19 protein-coding genes are annotated in these 19313 nt (G+C 39.2%); all 19 read right to left on the minus strand.

All coding sequences use genetic code 11. The features are described 5' to 3' along the window. The 19 genes from rplV to rpoC all read right to left on the minus strand — a co-directional run bounded on the left by rplV (position 1) and on the right by rpoC (position 19262). The gene (rplV, locus tag FJQ98_RS25570) at positions 1–345 is read right to left on the minus strand and encodes a 50S ribosomal protein L22 (protein WP_004233639.1); all 345 of its coding nucleotides are present in this window, start codon (positions 343–345) and stop codon (positions 1–3) included. Between the two features lie 22 nt (positions 346–367). Beyond that, positions 368–646, minus strand: a complete 279-nt coding sequence (rpsS, locus tag FJQ98_RS25575) for a 30S ribosomal protein S19 (RefSeq protein ID WP_053596059.1) — start codon at positions 644–646, stop codon at positions 368–370. Positions 647–706: 60 nt separating this feature from the next. Then, positions 707–1537, minus strand: coding sequence for a 50S ribosomal protein L2 (gene rplB, locus FJQ98_RS25580; RefSeq protein WP_201406581.1), 831 nt, complete (start codon positions 1535–1537; stop codon positions 707–709). A 48-nt stretch (positions 1538–1585) separates the two neighbouring features. Further along, positions 1586–1870 carry a 50S ribosomal protein L23 gene (rplW, locus tag FJQ98_RS25585; RefSeq protein WP_053482811.1) on the minus strand — a complete coding sequence of 95 codons (285 nt, stop codon included), beginning with the start codon at positions 1868–1870 and terminating at the stop codon, positions 1586–1588. Then, on the minus strand, positions 1870–2493 hold the full coding sequence (gene rplD / locus FJQ98_RS25590) for a 50S ribosomal protein L4 (RefSeq protein ID WP_053596058.1): 624 nt from the start codon (positions 2491–2493) through the stop codon (positions 1870–1872). Before rplD ends, rplW begins: the two co-directional genes overlap by 1 nt. A gap of 26 nt (positions 2494–2519) precedes the next feature. Next, on the minus strand, positions 2520–3149 hold the full coding sequence (gene rplC, locus FJQ98_RS25595) for a 50S ribosomal protein L3 (RefSeq protein ID WP_053596057.1): 630 nt from the start codon (positions 3147–3149) through the stop codon (positions 2520–2522). A 43-nt stretch (positions 3150–3192) separates the two neighbouring features. Continuing rightward, positions 3193–3501, minus strand: coding sequence for a 30S ribosomal protein S10 (gene rpsJ, locus FJQ98_RS25600; protein WP_004233624.1), 309 nt, complete (start codon positions 3499–3501; stop codon positions 3193–3195). A gap of 541 nt (positions 3502–4042) precedes the next feature. Next, positions 4043–5359 carry a Na+/H+ antiporter family protein gene (locus FJQ98_RS25605; RefSeq protein ID WP_053596056.1) on the minus strand — a complete coding sequence of 439 codons (1317 nt, stop codon included), beginning with the start codon at positions 5357–5359 and terminating at the stop codon, positions 4043–4045. 176 nt (positions 5360–5535) lie between these two features. Continuing rightward, complete coding sequence (locus FJQ98_RS25610) at positions 5536–7494, minus strand: FtsX-like permease family protein (protein WP_053596055.1); 1959 nt, start codon at positions 7492–7494, stop codon at positions 5536–5538. Next, on the minus strand, positions 7484–8245 hold the full coding sequence (locus FJQ98_RS25615; protein WP_053596054.1) for an ABC transporter ATP-binding protein: 762 nt from the start codon (positions 8243–8245) through the stop codon (positions 7484–7486). The genes FJQ98_RS25610 and FJQ98_RS25615 overlap by 11 nt, the downstream gene beginning before the upstream one ends. 96 nt (positions 8246–8341) lie before the next feature. After that, positions 8342–9358 (minus strand): sensor histidine kinase, encoded by a 1017-nt coding sequence (locus FJQ98_RS25620; protein WP_053596083.1) that lies wholly within the window; start codon positions 9356–9358, stop codon positions 8342–8344. A gap of 6 nt (positions 9359–9364) precedes the next feature. After that, entirely contained in the window at positions 9365–10048 is a 684-nt protein-coding gene (locus FJQ98_RS25625) for a response regulator transcription factor (protein WP_053596082.1), read from the minus strand. Between the two features lie 57 nt (positions 10049–10105). Further along, entirely contained in the window at positions 10106–10243 is a 138-nt protein-coding gene (locus tag FJQ98_RS25630) for a hypothetical protein (protein WP_158003073.1), read from the minus strand. Positions 10244–10597: 354 nt separating this feature from the next. Further along, positions 10598–11785: an elongation factor Tu gene (tuf, locus tag FJQ98_RS25635; protein ID WP_053596053.1), complete on the minus strand. Its 1188-nt coding sequence runs from the start codon at positions 11783–11785 to the stop codon at positions 10598–10600. Positions 11786–11924: 139 nt separating this feature from the next. Beyond that, positions 11925–14003, minus strand: a complete 2079-nt coding sequence (gene fusA / locus FJQ98_RS25640) for an elongation factor G (RefSeq protein WP_053596052.1) — start codon at positions 14001–14003, stop codon at positions 11925–11927. Between the two features lie 48 nt (positions 14004–14051). Beyond that, positions 14052–14522 carry a 30S ribosomal protein S7 gene (gene rpsG, locus FJQ98_RS25645; RefSeq protein WP_025116448.1) on the minus strand — a complete coding sequence of 157 codons (471 nt, stop codon included), beginning with the start codon at positions 14520–14522 and terminating at the stop codon, positions 14052–14054. 149 nt (positions 14523–14671) lie between these two features. Beyond that, on the minus strand, positions 14672–15091 hold the full coding sequence (gene rpsL, locus FJQ98_RS25650) for a 30S ribosomal protein S12 (RefSeq protein WP_008181595.1): 420 nt from the start codon (positions 15089–15091) through the stop codon (positions 14672–14674). A gap of 98 nt (positions 15092–15189) precedes the next feature. Further along, a complete protein-coding gene (locus FJQ98_RS25655) occupies positions 15190–15438 on the minus strand; it encodes a ribosomal L7Ae/L30e/S12e/Gadd45 family protein (protein WP_053596051.1) in 249 nt (82 codons plus the stop codon). 137 nt (positions 15439–15575) lie between these two features. Beyond that, positions 15576–19262 carry a DNA-directed RNA polymerase subunit beta' gene (gene rpoC / locus FJQ98_RS25660; protein ID WP_053596050.1) on the minus strand — a complete coding sequence of 1229 codons (3687 nt, stop codon included), beginning with the start codon at positions 19260–19262 and terminating at the stop codon, positions 15576–15578. Positions 19263–19313: the final 51 nt, after the last annotated feature.

The raw sequence follows: 19313 nt of genomic DNA on the forward strand, positions 1-19313 counted from the left end.
TTAGCCCTCCTTCTTCTCAGATACCACTAGTGTAATGTGGCTTGTGCGTTTGTTAATTGCGCTTGCACGTCCTTGTGCACGTGGACGGAAACGTTTTAATGTTGGACCTTCATCAACGAAAACTTCAGAAACTACTAAAGAGTTGATGTCAAGATCGTAGTTGTGTTCAGCGTTAGCAACTGCAGATTTTAATACTTTTTCAACGACTGGAGACGCCGCTTTTGGAGTATGACGTAAAATTGCAACTGCCTCACCAACTTGCTTGCCTCGAATTAAGTCTACTACTAGACGTACTTTACGAGGAGCAATGCGAACTGTACGAGCGATAGCTTTAGCTTGTGTCATTAGGATTTACCTCCTCTCAAAATTAGCGTCTTGTTTTCTTGTCGTCTGCACCGTGACCTTTGTAAGTACGTGTCGGTGCGAACTCACCAAGTTTATGGCCTACCATATCTTCTGTTACGTATACAGGAACATGTTTACGTCCATCATATACAGCAATTGTTAGTCCGATGAAGTTCGGGAAAATTGTAGAACGGCGTGACCAAGTTTTGATAACTTGTTTTTTCTCAGAAGCCTCTTGTGCTTCCACTTTTTTCATTAAGTGACCATCAACAAAAGGTCCTTTTTTCAAGCTGCGACCCATGTAGGAACCTCCCTCTGTGATTCCACCACGGCTCTCACATAGAACCGTAGTTTAACCACTCTATTTTTTACGACTACGGATGATGAATTTATCCGATTTGTTTTTCTTCTTGCGAGTTTTGTAACCAAGTGCTGGTTTACCCCAAGGAGTCATTGGTGATTTACGTCCGATTGGAGAACGTCCTTCACCACCACCGTGTGGGTGATCGTTAGGGTTCATTACAGAACCACGTACTTCTGGGCGTTTACCTAACCAACGGCTACGACCTGCTTTACCGATGTGTACAAGTTCGTGTTGTTCGTTACCAACTTGACCGATTGTAGCGCGGCAAGTAGCTAATACTAAACGTACTTCACCAGATTGTAGACGAACGATTACGTATTTATCTTCACGACCAAGTACTTGTGCAGAAGTACCAGCAGAACGTACTAATTGTCCACCTTTACCAGGTTTTAACTCGATGTTATGGATTGTAGTACCCATTGGAATGTTTGCTAATGGTAATGCGTTACCTACTTTAATATCAGCATCCGGACCAGATACGATTGTTTGACCAACCTCTAGACCTTTTGGTGCTAAGATGTAGCTTTTTGCTCCATCAGCGTAGTTGATTAATGCGATATTCGCAGAACGGTTTGGATCATATTCAATAGTAGCAACTTTTGCCGGAATGCCATCTTTAACACGTTTGAAATCGATAACACGGTATTGCTTCTTATGACCACCACCATGATGACGAACAGTGATTTTACCTTGGTTGTTACGACCAGCTTTGCGTTTAGTTGGTTCAAGCAATGATTTCTCAGGCTTGTTAGTTGTAATTTCCGCAAAGTCTAAAGACGTCATATTACGACGACCATTAGAGGTAGGTTTATACTTTTTAATCGCCATTGTGTTTTCCCTCCTTCTTGAGTGTTCAAATCATAAATCCATCAAGGATTACATTTCGAATAATTCAATTTCTTTGCTGTCAGCAGTTAATTTAACAATCGCTTTACGACGTTTGTTAGTGTAACCACCGTAACGGCCAACGCGTTTGAATTTACCTTTGTAGTTAAGAACGTTTACTTTCTCAACTGTTACACCAAAGATTTCTTCTACAGCGTCTTTTACTTGAGTTTTGTTAGCGCGAGTGTCTACTTCGAAAGTATACTTTTTCTCTGCCATAAGTTCTGAAGAACGCTCAGTAATGACTGGACGTTTTAAAATATCACGTGCTTCCATTATCCAAGCACCTCCTCAACTTTTTCTACTGCAGATTTTGTGAATACAACTTTATCATGACCTAATAGATCAAGAACGTTGATTCCGTTTGCAGTTAAAACTGTTACGCCAGGGATGTTACGAGCAGATAATGCTACGTTTTCATCTAGGTCAGCAGTTACGAATAAAGATTTTTTCTCTATAGAAAGATCTTTAAGGATTTTTGTAAATTCTTTTGTTTTTGGTGCTGCTAGTGTAAGAGCATCAAGAACTAAGAAGTTTTGTTCTACTACTTTAGCTGATAAAGCAGATTTAAGAGCTAAGCGACGAACTTTTTTAGGTAACTTGTAAGAGTAGCTACGTGGAGTTGGACCGAATACAATACCACCACCGCGCCATTGTGGAGAACGGATAGAACCTTGACGAGCACGACCAGTTCCTTTCTGACGCCATGGTTTACGACCACCACCAGCTACCTCAGAACGGTTTTTAACCTTGTGATTACCTTGACGAAGAGAAGCGCGTTGTGCTACTACAGCGTCGAATAATACTGCTTCATTTGGTTCAATTCCGAAAATCGCATCGTTTAACTCGATTTCACCAACTGAAGCTCCTGTTTGACTAAGTACAGATACTTTTGTCATTCCTGTTTCCTCCTTTCCTCAGGTGATTACTTAGCTTTAATTGCAGTTTTAACTGTAACTAGAGCTTTTTTAGAACCAGGAACATTACCTTTAACAAGTAGTAAGTTACGTTCCGCATCAACTTTCACGATTTCTAAGTTTTGGATTGTAACTACAGTGCCACCCATTTGACCAGGTAATTTCTTTTGTTTGAATACGCGGTTCGGAGCAACTGGACCCATTGAACCAGGACGACGGTGGTAACGAGAACCGTGGGCCATAGGACCACGAGATTGTCCGTGGCGTTTGATAACACCTTGGAAACCTTTACCTTTAGTAACACCTGTTACATCAATTACATCGCCTTCTGCGAAAATTTCTACTTTGACTTCTTGACCAACTTCGTATTCTTCCACGTTCACGTTGCGGAATTCACGAATGAAGCGCTTAGGAGCAGTGTTCGCTTTTGCTACGTGACCTTGTTCTGGTTTGTTAGAAAGCTTAACGCGCTTGTCTTCAAAACCAACTTGGATAGCTTCGTAGCCATCTGTATCAACAGTTTTCTTTTGAAGAACTACGTTTGGAGTAGCTTCGATAACTGTTACCGGGATTAAATCGCCGTTTTCAGCGAAAACTTGTGTCATACCAATTTTTCTACCTAAGATTCCTTTAGCCATTTGTCACACCTCCTGTAAGTTTTAAAAAGTTATATTTTTACCATTAAAGTTTGATTTCGATATCAACGCCAGATGGTAAATCAAGTTTCATTAACGCATCAACAGTTTGTGGTGTTGGGTTAACGATATCGATCAGACGTTTATGCGTACGCATTTCGAATTGTTCACGAGAATCTTTGTACTTGTGAACAGCACGAAGAATTGTGTACACAGACTTCTCAGTTGGAAGTGGAATCGGACCTGATACACTTGCACCTGAACGTTTTGCAGTTTCCACAATTTTCTCAGCAGATTGATCTAAAATACGGTGATCATACGCTTTTAAACGAATACGAATCTTTTGTTTTGCCATTATTTTCCCTCCTTCTCGCCTATTTTCTAGACATTCTCCACGAAAATTCTCCCACACACCGCCATGGCAAAGCGGCCGGGTGTGTCGGCAACCTCTCGTTTCATCGCAGTCAAAGACCAACATTCAACATTATATACAATAAAAAAAGAATAAGCAAGTCTTTTCGCTAAATTCTTTTAAATGTTGCTGATATTCTTGCTACTAATATTTCTCGCTTATTTAAGCCGTTTACTAGTATATAAAATTTCCATGCACATTGCAACACATAAGGCTGTTATATCAACGTTTTCGAACATTTCTAACAATTAATCAATACCATTATGTAAAAAAGCAGTCTCTAATAGTAGAAACTGCTCTTTCAATAACTTTATCCCGCGTCAACTGCCCGTAAAAGTCCGATGGTGTAAACTAATAGTCAGTAGGGATGAAGAAAATCCCCTCTGAATCAATTATGCCTCGGCCTAATTGCGTTTGGAATCGGCTTTGTGCTTGCATAAAGAATTCCTTTCCGATTCCGTGACATCCGTCGGAGGCTTTAACTTTATAAGAAGAACACACATGCAACCCAACCAAATATAATAAGTGGGATGTTAATAAAAATAAACGTTGGCACACACGTATCCCAAATATGATTATGCTGTCCATCTACATTTAAACCTGCAGTTGGTCCTAAAGTAGAGTCAGAAGCAGGAGAGCCTGCATCGCCTAAAGCACCTGCTGTACCAATCAGACAAATAATCGCCAGAGGGCTCATTCCCAATCCTTGTGCAAGGGGAACGAATAAGGTTGCAATTATTGGCACTGTTGCGAAGGATGAACCGATCCCCATCGTTACAATTAAACCAATGACCAGCATAACAAATACCGCTAAGCTCGTATTGCCTTTAAATACTGTAAGGGCGTCTGTAATTAAGCTATTAATATGACCTGTGGCATTAATAACAGATGCAAACCCATTTGCAGCGATCATAACAAAGCCAATAAAGGCCATCATTTTCATTCCCTCAGAAAGAATCTCATCTGCCTCTTTCCATTTAAGTGCGCCTGTAAAATACATAATCATAATCCCTGCAAAAGCACCTACAATCATCGAATCAGTATAAAGTTGTGCACATAGAGAGACAATTAAAGCCACAGCCGTAGAAAAAATAACAAACTTACTGACATTTACATTTAAAGACTCTGTCTCAACATCATTATTTTGATATTGTCGAGGCTTTCGATAAACGAAAAATGCTACACCTAACCCAATTAACATCCCAAGAGCAGGTATAGCCATCGCTACTGGTACATCACGTGAAGATGCCTCCATACCAGCCTGAGACACTTGGGTAGAAACGATATCTTGGAAAATAGCTCCGAAGCCGGCAGGTACGAAACTATATGTCCCTATTAAACCGACAGCGATTAATGTTGCAATAATTCGGCGGTCAACCTCTAGCATATTTAAAATCTTTAAGATCGGAGGTATCAATAATGGAATAAAGGCTATATGAATTGGAATTAAGTTTTGTGAGAAAATAGACATCATAAAGATCAGTAAGAAGATTAAGATCTTTACCAAACCTTGTCGATTACTTTTACCGTTTTTATTTAATATTTTTAAAATCCCTGCAATCATTAATTCAGGAATTCCTGTTTTTGAAATGGCAATAGCGAAACCACCAAGCAATCCATAACTTAAAGCAATCGTTGCGCCTGCTCCTAATCCTTCTGTAAATGATTGTACAGTTGCCTCAATACCCATGCCGCTTGTTAGACCTCCTGCAAAGGCCCCTAATACAAGAGAAAGAACAACATTGATACGGAGCAAGCTTAATATTAACATGACAGCTACTGCCACAATTACTGCGTTCATTTCAACACTTCACTTTCGTACACTAGATTACTAACACATTAAACTTTAATTGTCTAATAATTGAAAGTCAAGATGTTTTTATATCCCTATAATATCTTTCCAAATTATCACGACGCAAAAAAACAGTATGATCTTAAATAATCATACTGTTTTTCGAGTTTCTACCTATTTATTTGTTATAACGATTCGCGAATGACTTTTTTATAATAACCAACAGAAAGTACAGCGAAGATAGCATATAACGCTATATAGCAGCTCATAGCAATCCATAATGGTGTGGTTAACTCTGAACCGAATAAAAACCATCCCGACTTAACAGCAAAGTAACTATGGAGCAGCCCAATTATTAATGGAACACCAAAATTAAAGGCTTGTTTCATATATATACCTTTCATAATATCTTTTTCAGCGAAGCCAATTTTTCTTAATATCGTATACGAGCCTCGCTCCTCTTCAGCCTCAGACATTTGCTTAAAGTATAAAATACTACCGGTTGTCATTAAAAATGCTAAACCTAAAAATGCTGCGGTAAATATTATAATTCCTAATAATTCAATATTCCCCTTACGCTCTTCTTCATAGGATTGTATAAAGTTTTCGCCATTTGATTGCATATATAATTTCTCTGCTAGAGCTAAATCACTTTTATTCTTTAGATTTATAGTAGTTTGATTTTGCCACATATCAGGTACATCATGAGCAGCTAATTTTTCAAACAGTGCATCTGGAACTATGAAAATTGGCCCCCCAGGCCCAGAAGTAACAGTACCACTTATAATACTTTCATGTCGAACTTCTTTAACATGAAGCATTTCTTCCTTAGTCCCCTCTGGACCTCTTGGTGTGACAACTACATCACGACCCTTTTCAAGCGGAAACATCTCTGCCATATAACCACCATAGTTTGTTAATATAACATCATTATCCGAAACGGAAGCTTCAGGAACTAATTGTTGATAATCAGAAAGTGGAATTATATAAATGATTCCATCTAAACCAAAAAGGGGATTATCCTCATTTTGTTGACTTTCAGATAATAATTGTGTAAACGAAGCTGAAACACTCTGTAATCGGTAATCTCTTTTATCAAAAGCAATATTATTTTCTTCCAGCTTCTTTAAAAACTCCTGGCCCTTATCTTCAAGTAATACATAATCTCCAGGTACTTGACTATATGCCGACGATTCTGATGAATAATACGATATATATGCTAATGTTGTAAACCCAAGTGAAACACCCGTTAAAACTGTTATAAGCGTTAAGGATTTCGCATTTCCTTTCATACGATGCATAATCGGTGTTAATGCTAATACATCACGGGCAGTTAGATGTCCATTTTTCTTAAGACGAATTGAATTCATAATAAATGCTACAGAAAAACGGAAAACAAGGAACGTTCCGCCAATGGTAGTTGCTAAAATAATAATCATATTAAGCATTAAATTACCCTTAGAGTTAATATCGAAAAGCTTAGTTGATGCATAGTAGCCATATGCAATAAATACAAGTCCCAAAAAACCAACAACCATTTGTAATGGACTGAAACGTTTTACGCGCTCATCGGCTTGCTTGGAAGCACTAAATAATGATAGTAATGATACGCGGTAAATCATCCAAGCCATTTGCACAAGTACAATGACTAGTAGAATGGCAAACACTACGATAGATTGCTGTAATGCCTCTGTACTAAATGTCATCGTCACAAGTGCCTCTTTTTCGAGTACCCGCAGTAAAATCATTGCAAATAAGCGCGAACTAAAGAACCCTGCAAGCATACCCAAAACGATTGCTCCTACAAATAAGAGGATACTTTCTATTGCTAATAAGCGTACGATAAGCCCCTTTGTCATTCCTATTAGCTGATACAAGCCTATTTCCTTACTACGACGCTTCATAAATAGATGGTTGGCATATAGGACGAAAAACAAGACAATAAAGTACAGCATATATGTTGCCGCAGCAAAACCTGCTTTGGCCGTACCGCTCTGGTCTACTGTATCGAGCACTTCAGCATTATTTTGCAATGTCACAAAAGAAAAATATAAAGTAACACTAAAAATAAGTGCGAAAAAATATAAATAATAATGCCTCATATTTTTCTTCATGCTGCGTAACACGAGCTTACTAAGACTCATAGCCGTCACCGCCTAGCACACTTTGCGTATGCATGATTTCTTGAAAAAATGCCTGTCTCGTTTTATCTCCTTTATATAGCTCACTATAAATGAGTCCGTCCTTCAAAAATAAAACACGTGTACAAAAACTCGCTGCTACCGCATCGTGCGTAACCATCATAATCGTTGCTTTCTTTGATTCATTAATACTTTGTAGATTTTTTAAAAGTGCTGTGGCTGATTTTGAGTCAAGTGCACCTGTAGGTTCATCGGCAAATACAAGTGAAGGATTTGTAATTAGTGCCCGAGCCGCCGATGTACGTTGCTTTTGACCACCTGATATTTCGTTAGGGTATTTATTTAAAATCTCGGCAATACCTAATAAATGTGTAAGCTCCTTTACACGACTCTCTGCAACAGCCATTGGTAGCTTACCAATGGCTAATGGTAATAGAATATTTTCTTTCACTGTCAATGTATCCAATAAATTATAGTCCTGAAATATAAATCCTAATTGCTCGCGACGGAAATTAGCCAGCGCCTTCTCCTTCATACCACGTAAGTTTTGACCATTTATTTCAATAACACCTTCTGTTGCAAAGTCAATCGAACACAAAACGTTTAAGAGTGTTGTTTTCCCAGAGCCTGAAGGTCCCATGATGCCAACAAATTCACCTTTATTCACTTCTACATCAATACCCTTTAAAACCTCTTGGGCTGTTGATTTTTTACCATATACTTTTTTTACTTTACGACCAATTAAAACTGCCACTTGTAAACGCCCCTTTCTATAGTTCAAGTGTACCCTGCCTTCTTCGCCAATTCGTGCGTTTTACATGACAATATAAAAAGGTAGGTGACAATTTCGTCATCTACCTGTTAGTTTGACATATTCATTTTGTAATGGAAAACGTAATGTAAATATTGAGCCTTCGCCAACACTTGATTGGACAGTAATACGGATGCCAATTTTCTGCGCCACATTATGTGCTAAGTATAGACCCATACCTGTTGATTGTGCAGATTCTCTTCCGGCTGTCCCAGTATACGACTTCTGAAAAATTCGAGGTAGATCCTCTCTACGAATACCAATGCCTGCATCTTTTATATGTAGTAGTGTCGCTCCAGTTACATCTACTTCCGTAAATATTAATACTTCTGAATTTGCAGGACTATATTTAATCGCATTGGATAGAATTTGTCGAACGATAAAGGCTAACCATTTACTATCCGTCGTCACATTCTCAGTTAACTCATCAACATCAAAACCAATGCCTTTTTCAATACACCATGCCTGCATAGCTCTTATTTCTTTATAGACAACGGTTCTTAGCTCAATATCCATCATATAATTATCTTTTTCAATAGACACAAAACGCGTTTGATGTAGCTGCTGATCAACCAATAAATGCAGTCTAAGCCACTCAGTCTCTAATTTACGACGTAGAGCTAAATCCTCTACATGATCCAGCATCAAGTTAATTGATGTTAAAGGTGCCTTTACTTCATGAACCCATGCTAGGAGCTCATCTGAATACTCCTGTAGCTGTACCTTTACTTGATTTAATTCTGTATTCTTATCATAAATAACATCTTCAATTTTCGTAAGGTATGCCGTTTGAAAAGGTGATATAGCCAAATTTTTGCTATGTACATCATCAAGTTGGCTTTCTACATTTCCCAGGAAATCTCTTAGCTGCCTTACTTCAACTACATATCGCCAAATAAGAAAGACCATAAAACTAATCAACACGCTAATATTCATATACCAAATAGATATTCCCTCTAATCCAGCGTCTAAAGAAAATAAAACATTGATCATCACGATGATAAAAGCAAAAAAGCCTATCCATGCGAGGCGTTCTCTTAAAAATAAAATGAGCATTGTCAATCACGTCCCTTGTGTTACAGCCATATAACCAAGTCCCTTTTTAGTTAAAATCACTTCTTGTAAACCTATATCCTCAAGCTTAGTACGTAATCGATTAACATTTACCGACAATGTATTATCATTGACAAAGCGTTCATCGTCCCATAACTTTCTCATCAAATCATCTCTAGATACAATTTGATCGGCTTTCTCTACTAAAATACGTAAAATAAAGAGTTCATTTTTAGTTAATGAAGCAAGCTTACCCTCATACATAATCTCACTGCGTGCATAGTCAATAACTGCACCATTAAATCGTGTGACATCCATTGATTCTTCTACATAATCATATGTCCGACGTAAAATAGCTTGTACCTTTGCAAGTAATACCTCCATATGGAAAGGTTTTTGTACAAAATCATCTGCGCCCATTTGCATTGCCATGACCATATCCATTGGGTGGTCCCGTGAAGATAGAAAGAGAATTGGCACCTTTGAGATATGACGAATTTCACGACACCAATGAAAGCCATCATAAGCAGGTAGCTGAATGTCAATCAATACAAGCTGTGGCTTTTGTTCAATAAAATCATCCATCACTTTTTGAAAATCTTTAGGACCCACAACCTGAAGCGACCATTGTGCAAAACGTGTCTGAATCATTTCGAAGATTGATGGATCATCTTCTATCAACAATATTTTCATCTCCACTTGCAAATTCTCCTTCCACGAAGTGTTCTTATGTATTAAATAGGCTCATCGTCATAACGTGAGGTTGATTTCCGCTCCGGCTGGGCGCTTTGTTGCTGACGCTTCGCTTTCGCACAGATAAAACATTTGCCGCTGACGCTTCGCTTTCGCGCAGAGCAGAGCTTCCTGGGGGCGTCCGATGAGCCCCAAGGAGTCGCCCAGCCGGAACGAAAATCAACTTATATACGGGATACATTTTTAACAAATGTTACCCTAACTTTCTGAAGATAAATATTTAAAAGGTTGGTAGATATTAAAAGGTGTACCATTCTACACTCTAAATGCTGCACTTGCTTTTAATTTCAATCCCTGCTATTAGTTTTCACCTCTAGCAGGGATTGAAAAAATCGCTATTTCTGCTTTTTTGGTATTTCGCCAATTATGTATACATAAAATAATCTAATTCAAGTAAAATTATCAAATGTTCTTTACTCATTTTAACATAAAAAACCAATCTGTAAGCGTCCCTACAGATTGGTTTTGAAAAATTAGCTTGCGCTAAAATTATTTTTGGATAGAAGCAACTACGCCAGCGCCTACAGTACGGCCACCCTCACGGATAGAGAATTTAGTACCTTCTTCAAGAGCGATTGGAGCGATAAGTTCTACTGTCATTTCGATGTTATCGCCAGGCATTACCATTTCAACGCCTTCTGGTAAGTTACAGATACCTGTTACGTCAGTTGTACGGAAGTAGAACTGAGGACGGTAGTTAGAGAAGAATGGAGTATGACGGCCACCCTCTTCTTTTGATAAAACGTAAACTTCAGCTTTGAAGTTAGTGTGTGGAGTGATTGAGCCTGGTTTAGCTAATACTTGACCACGTTGGATTTCTTCACGAGCTACACCACGAAGTAAAGCACCGATGTTGTCACCAGCTTCAGCGTAGTCTAATAATTTACGGAACATTTCAACGCCAGTTACAGTTGTAGATTTAGCTTCTTCAGCGATACCTACGATTTCAACTACGTCACCAACTTTAACTTGACCACGTTCAACACGGCCAGTTGCAACTGTACCACGACCAGTGATTGAGAATACGTCCTCAACTGGCATCATGAATGGTTTGTCAGTTTGACGTTCTGGAGTTGGGATGTAAGAGTCTACAGCGTCCATTAATTCAACGATTTTTGCTTCCCATTCTGCTTCGCCTTCAAGAGCTTTAAGAGCAGAACCTTTGATTACAGGAATATCGTCGCCTGGGAAGTCATATTCAGATAGTAGGTCACGGATTTCCATTTCTACTAATTCTAATAATTCTTCGTCGTCAACCATATCACATTTGTTCATGAATACTACTAAGTATGGAACACCTACTTGACGAGATAAAAGGATGTGTTCACGAGTTTGTGGCATTGGGCCATCAGCAGCAGATACTACTAAGATACCGCCGTCCATTTGTGCAGCACCAGTGATCATGTTTTTAACATAGTCAGCGTGTCCTGGGCAGTCAACGTGTGCATAGTGACGAGTATCAGTTTCGTATTCTACGTGAGAAGTATTGATTGTGATACCACGTTCTTTTTCTTCTGGAGCGTTATCGATATCAGCGTATGATTTAGCTTCTCCACCCATTTGTTTAGAAAGAACTGTTGCGATTGCAGCAGTTAAAGTTGTTTTACCATGGTCAACGTGTCCGATTGTACCAATGTTAGCATGCGTTTTTGAACGGTCGAATTTTTCTTTAGCCATTAGAGATTGCCTCCTCAAAATTATATGTTTATATTTTTTAAAAAATTATAGAATGATTGCTGATAGCGAACGGGCCCATCCGCCATCCCACAATCATAGCTTACAAATTAGTTATACTTTATGCAAGATGAAAATTCAATTATTCACCTTTATTTTTTTTGATGATTTCAGCAGCGATTGATTTCGGTACTTCTTCATAATGATCGAATGTCATTGAGAATACACCACGACCTTGCGTTGCTGAACGAAGAGTTGTTGCGTAACCAAACATTTCCGCTAAAGGAACCATTGCACGAACAACTTGAGAGTTACCGCGAGCATCCATACCCTCAACGCGTCCGCGACGAGAAGTAATGTTACCCATGATATCACCAAGGTACTCTTCTGGAATTACAACTTCAACTTTCATCATTGGTTCTAAAATAACTGCATCACATTGTTTCGATGCTTCTTTAAGAGCCATAGATGCAGCAATTTTAAACGCCATCTCATTCGAGTCAACGTCATGGTAAGAACCGAATACTAATTTCGCTTTAATGTCGATTAGTGGGTAACCAGCTACTACACCGCGGTCAAGAGAGTCACGAAGACCAGCTTCTACTGCAGGAATGTATTCACGAGGTACTACACCACCAACGATAGCGTTTTCGAATTCAAAGCCTTTACCTTCTTCATTTGGAGAGAACTCAATCGTTACGTCTCCGTATTGTCCACGACCACCAGATTGGCGAGTGAATTTACCTTGAACTTTTGCAGAGCTACGGAATGTTTCACGGTAAGATACCATTGGAGCACCTACGTTAGCTTCTACTTTAAATTCACGGCGCATACGGTCAACTAAGATATCAAGGTGAAGCTCACCCATACCTGAGATGATTGTTTGTCCAGTTTCTGTGTCAGTGTGAGCACGGAAAGTTGGATCCTCTTCTTGAAGTTTTTGTAAAGCTTGACCCATTTTATCTTGGTCAGCTTTTGATTTTGGTTCTACAGAAAGAGAAATTACTGGCTCAGGGAACTCCATTGATTCAAGAATAACTAGGTTTTTCTCGTCACATAAAGTATCACCAGTAGTAGTATCTTTAAGACCTACTGCTGCTGCGATGTCCCCAGCAAATACTTTAGAGATCTCTTCACGAGAGTTTGCGTGCATTTGTAGGATACGGCCTACACGCTCACGTTTACCTTTAGAAGAGTTTTGTACGTATGAACCTGATTCTAATGTTCCAGAGTACACACGGAAGAAAGTTAATTTACCTACGAATGGATCAGTCATAACTTTGAATGCAAGAGCTGAGAATGGCTCTGCATCAGAAGATTTACGTACTAACTCTTCGTCACCATCAACTGAAGTACCGTTGATTGCTGGTACATCAATTGGAGATGGTAAGTAATCTACAACTGCATTTAACATTGGGCGTACGCCTTTGTGTTTGAATGCTGTACCACAGATTACTGGGTAAAATTCTACTGCGATCGTAGCACGACGGATAGCCGCTTTAAGTTCAGCAACAGTGATTTCTTCGCCTTCTAAATATTTTTCCATGATATCTTCATCAACACTTGCAACAGCATCGATTAATTTTTCACGGTATTCTTCAGCTTGTTCGCGGTATTCTTCAGGAATTTCGCCCTCAGTTACTGCTGTACCTTTTTCGTCGCCGTAGAAAGTAGCTTTCATTTCAACTAAGTCAATGATTGCTGAGAACTGGTCTTCAGCTCCGATAGGTAATTGGATAGGATGAGCGTTTGCTTGTAAACGATCGTGTAGAGTTCCTACAGAATATAGGAAATCTGCTCCTGTTTTATCCATTTTGTTAATGAACACGATACGTGGAACGCCGTAAGTTGTAGCTTGACGCCATACTGTTTCAGTTTGAGGTTCAACACCAGATTGAGCATCAAGAACTGTTACAGCACCATCAAGTACGCGTAGTGAACGTTCAACTTCTACAGTGAAGTCTACGTGTCCAGGAGTATCGATGATGTTTACACGGTGGCCGTCCCATTGAGCTGTTGTTGCAGCAGAAGTGATTGTGATACCACGTTCTTGCTCTTGCTCCATCCAGTCCATTTGAGAAGCGCCTTCATGAGTTTCACCGATTTTGTGAATCTTACCTGTGTAATAAAGGATACGCTCAGTTGTTGTTGTTTTACCAGCATCAATGTGAGCCATGATCCCAATATTACGTGTATTCTCTAGGGAGAATTCGCGTTTCATTAGGTATTTCTCCTTCCATATTGAGCATATGCGATGTTTAGATATTAATTACCAACGGTAGTGAGCGAATGCTTTGTTTGCTTCCGCCATTTTGTGCATATCTTCACGTTTTTTAACTGATGCACCTGTGTTGTTAGAAGCATCAAGGATTTCGTTAGCTAAACGTTCTTCCATCGTTTTTTCACCACGAAGACGAGCGTAGTTAACTAGGTAACGAAGACCTAAAGTTGTACGACGTTCTGGACGTACTTCTACTGGCACTTGGTAGTTAGAACCACCAACACGGCGAGCGCGTACTTCAAGAACTGGCATTACGTTATTTAGAGCAGCTTCGAATACTTCAATTGGATTTTCACCAGAACGTTCTTTAACAATTTCGAACGCACCGTATAAAATCTTTTGAGAAGTACCTCTTTTACCATCAACCATCATTTTATTAATTAAACGAGTTACTAGTTTTGAACTATAAATTGGATCTGGTAACACGTCACGTTTGGAAACAGGACCTTTACGAGGCATGTGTTTTCCTCCTTTCGAATAGTTATCGATTTATTTTATAAGAATTACCTTGTCATAGTTGCCGGGCAAATTTCCAATCTGCTAGCAAGATTGAAAATTTGCGACTACTACTTCAAGTCCATTATTAAGCAACGCTCAATAATGTTAAATTATTTTTTTTCTTTAGGGCGTTTTGTTCCGTATTTAGAACGTGATTGTAAACGACCGTTTACACCAGCTGTATCAAGAGCACCACGTACGATATGGTAACGAACACCCGCTAAGTCTTTTACGCGTCCGCCACGGATAAGAACAACACTGTGCTCTTGTAAGTTGTGGCCTTCACCTGGGATATAAGCTGTAACCTCGATTTGGTTAGTTAAACGTACACGAGCGTATTTACGTAACGCTGAGTTTGGTTTACGAGGTGTCATTGTACCTACACGAGTACAAACTCCGCGTTTTTGTGGAGATTTAACATCAGTTAAAGATTTTTTAAATGAGTTATATCCTTTGTTTAACGCTGGTGATTTTGATTTCGTGCTTTTAGATTGACGAGGCTTACGTACTAATTGGTTAATTGTAGGCATCGATTTTTCCTCCCTTCATTTATTCCTTGTTAATACCACACATCCAGGTGGTTCATTTTTTGGGTAAAAACAAAGTCTTTGTGTTTAATACACAAAAACTACTCTACAGTAATCGCAACTACCGCAGCTCCAACATGGATTCCACAGGCCTTGCCCAGTTCCTTTTTCGACTCAACAAGAATAACTGGTATACCAATTTCTCTCGCGAAAGATATGGCCGAATCGGTTACCCAATTGTCTGCATCGAGTGCCACAAAAAGTTCTTTCACTGAACCGGCTCGTATTGCTTTTACTGCTTGCTTTGTACCTATGATTGTTTGACTAGCCCTTACTCTATCATAAGACATTTTCATATCCTCCAAAGTACAGACAGTTAACTATCAACCTTCAATATATTATCATTACCAATTTCGACTGTCAACTCATATCTTTAAAAAGTCCGAAGAGATGATGAAAAAACATCCCCTCGGCACTTATTTAATGATTATTCAGCAGAAATTAGATTTTCTGTGTCAAGCTCATCTTTTTCAATACGGATTTGACGGTAACGTTGCATACCAGTACCTGCAGGAACAAGTTTACCGATAATTACGTTTTCCTTCAGACCTAGAAGTTCATCACGTTTTCCTTTAATAGCAGCATCCGTTAACACACGAGTTGTTTCTTGGAATGATGCAGCAGATAAGAATGATTCTGTTTCAAGAGAAGCTTTTGTAATACCTAGGATAACAGGACGACAAGTTGCAGGGTTTTTGCCTTTTAACACAGCATCTGCATTTGCTTCTGAGAATTGGTGGATGTCTAGTAATGATCCTGGTAATAATTCTGTATCACCAGCTTCAATTACACGTACTTTACGAAGCATTTGGCGAACCATTACCTCGATATGTTTATCTCCAATTTCTACCCCTTGCATACGGTATACTTTTTGTACTTCTTTTAATAGATATTCCTGAACTGTTGAAACGTCTTTAACTTTTAACAATTGTTTTGGATCGATAGAACCTTCTGTTAATACTTGACCACGTTCTACAAAGTCGCCTTCTTGTACTTTCAGACGAGCATTGTAAGGCGCTGCGTATTTACGTGTTTCTACTTCACCTTCAATTGTAATCTCTTTTAGACCTTCACGAATTTCAGTGATGTCTGAAACAGTACCTGCGATATCAGAAATAACTGATTGCCCTTTAGGATTACGTGCTTCAAAAATCTCTTGGATACGTGGAAGACCTTGTGTAATATCATCCCCGGCAACCCCACCTGTATGGAATGTACGCATTGTTAATTGTGTACCTGGTTCACCGATTGATTGAGCCGCAATAATACCAACTGCTTCTCCAACTTCAACCTCTTCACCTGTTGCTAAGTTCATGCCGTAACATTTTTTACATACGCCATGTTTTGTATTACATGTAAACGCAGAACGGATTGTCACTTCTTCGATACCTAGCTCTATAATGATACGAGCAATATCTTGATCGATTAATCCGTCTTTTGCTAAAATCACTTCGCCTGTTTCTGGATGATAGATTGTTTTCTTCGTATGACGACCAACAATACGTTCGTCTAACGCTTCGATTAACTCTGTACCTTCCATTAACGCTCCAATTGTTAAACCGCGGTCAGTTCCACAGTCATCTTCACGAACGATAACATCTTGTGCTACGTCTACTAGACGACGAGTTAAGTAACCTGAATCGGCAGTTTTCAGGGCTGTATCGGCAAGACCTTTACGAGCACCATGTGTAGAGATGAAGTATTCCAATACCGTTAAACCTTCACGGAATGATGATTTGATTGGAAGTTCGATGATACGACCAGCCGGGTTGGCCATCAGACCACGCATACCTGCTAACTGAGTAAAGTTAGATGCGTTACCACGGGCACCTGAGTCAGACATCATAAAGATTGGGTTTGTTTTCTCAAGCGACTTCATTAGCTTCGATTGAATTTCATCTTTCGCAGCACTCCAACTTGAGATAACGCGATCATAACGCTCATCTTCTGTGATGAAACCACGACGGAATTGCGCCTGAACTTTATCTACTTTTTCTTGAGCTTCCGCTAAGATTTCACCTTTATCTGGTAATACGACGATGTCAGATACACCTACAGTGATACCAGCACGTGTTGAATATTTGAATCCTAGGTTCTTCATGCGGTCAAGCATTTTAGATGTTTCAGTGATGTGGAAACGTTTAAATACTTCAGCAATGATATTACCTAAGAATTTTTTACGGAATGGGTTTACAACTGGTACCGATGCAAAGTGTTTGCGTAGCACAGCTGTGCGTTGTGCTTCCACTTTACCTTTTTCATCAAGCCCATTATATGCAGCATCTGCTTCAAGCTCTTTTAACGTTTCTTCATCAATTGTTAAGTTAACAAAGTATTTGTCTGGTGTTTCTTGCTCTAAGTTGAAATCAGTTGGCTCGTTAATGTATGGGAATGATTTCGGCAAGATTTCGTTAAAGATTACTTTACCAACAGTCGTTAATAGGAACATATTATTTTGTTCTTCAGTAAATGTTGGATTATTTAGCGAACTTGCTTTAATTGCAATACGAGTATGCAAGTGAACATGACCTGTATCATAAGCAATTAATACTTCATTTGGCCCATAGAAAATTGTTCCTTCGCCGCGAGCTGCTTCACGCTCAAGCGTTAAGTAGTAGTTTCCTAATACCATATCTTGAGATGGTGTTACAACTGGTTTACCGTCTTTCGGGTTCAGGATATTTTGTGCAGCAAGCATTAGAAGACGAGCTTCTGCTTGTGCTTCTGCTGATAATGGTACGTGAACCGCCATTTGGTCACCATCGAAGTCAGCGTTATAAGCTGTACATACTAATGGGTGAAGACGAATAGCACGACCTTCAACTAGTGTTGGTTCAAACGCTTGAATCCCAAGACGGTGAAGCGTTGGTGCACGGTTTAGTAATACTGGATGCTCGCGAATCACATCTTCTAAAACATCCCATACATCGTTGTTTAAACGCTCAATTTTACGTTTAGCTGATTTAATATTATGAGCAAGACCACGTTCTACTAACTCTTTCATTACGAAAGGCTTGAATAGCTCAATTGCCATTTCTTTTGGTAGACCGCATTGATACATTTTTAAGTTTGGACCTACTACGATAACCGAACGACCAGAGTAGTCAACACGTTTACCAAGTAAGTTTTGACGGAAACGACCTTGTTTACCTTTCAGCATATGTGAAAGTGATTTTAATGGACGGTTACCAGGACCTGTTACAGGACGACCACGACGACCATTATCAATTAATGCATCAACAGCTTCTTGTAACATACGTTTTTCGTTTTGTACGATGATACTTGGAGCACCAAGATCTAGTAAACGTTTCAAACGGTTATTACGGTTGATTACACGACGATATAAATCATTTAAGTCAGAAGTAGCAAAACGCCCACCATCTAATTGCACCATCGGACGAAGCTCCGGTGGAATAACTGGTAGTACATCTAAAATCATCCATTCAGGAGAGTTGCCTGAGTTACGGAATGATTCAACAACTTCAAGACGTTTAATTGCACGAGTACGACGTTGACCTTGTGCTGATTTCAACTCTTCTTTTAAAGATTGAGTTTCATCTTCAAGATCAATTTTGCCTAGCAATTTCTTAATTGCTTCTGCACCCATAGACGCTTCGAATGTGTTACCGAATTTTTCACGGTATGCACGGTACTCTTTTTCAGAAAGTAGTTGTTTACTTTCTAAGTTTGTAGCACCTGGCTCAATTACAACGTAGGATGCAAAGTAAATTACTTCTTCTAATGCACGTGGGGACATATCTAAAATAAGACCCATACGGCTAGGAATACCTTTGAAGTACCAGATATGAGAAACTGGTGCTGCTAATTCGATGTGGCCCATACGTTCACGACGAACTTTCGCGCGTGTTACTTCAACTCCACAACGATCACAAACTACGCCTTTATAGCGTACACGCTTGTATTTACCACAATGACATTCCCAATCCTTAGTTGGACCGAAAATACGCTCACAGAATAAACCATCTTTTTCTGGTTTTAATGTACGATAGTTAATTGTTTCAGGTTTTTTAACTTCACCGTATGACCAAGAACGAATCTTGTCAGGAGAAGCTAAACCAATTTTCATATATTCAAATTCATTAACGTCTATCAAGGAGCCTACCTCCCTCTAGTATAGGTCTTTAAAAAGACTCTTTTACGCAGC

This window comes from Lysinibacillus agricola (assembly GCF_016638705.1).
Taxonomy (GTDB): domain Bacteria; phylum Bacillota; class Bacilli; order Bacillales_A; family Planococcaceae; genus Lysinibacillus; species Lysinibacillus agricola.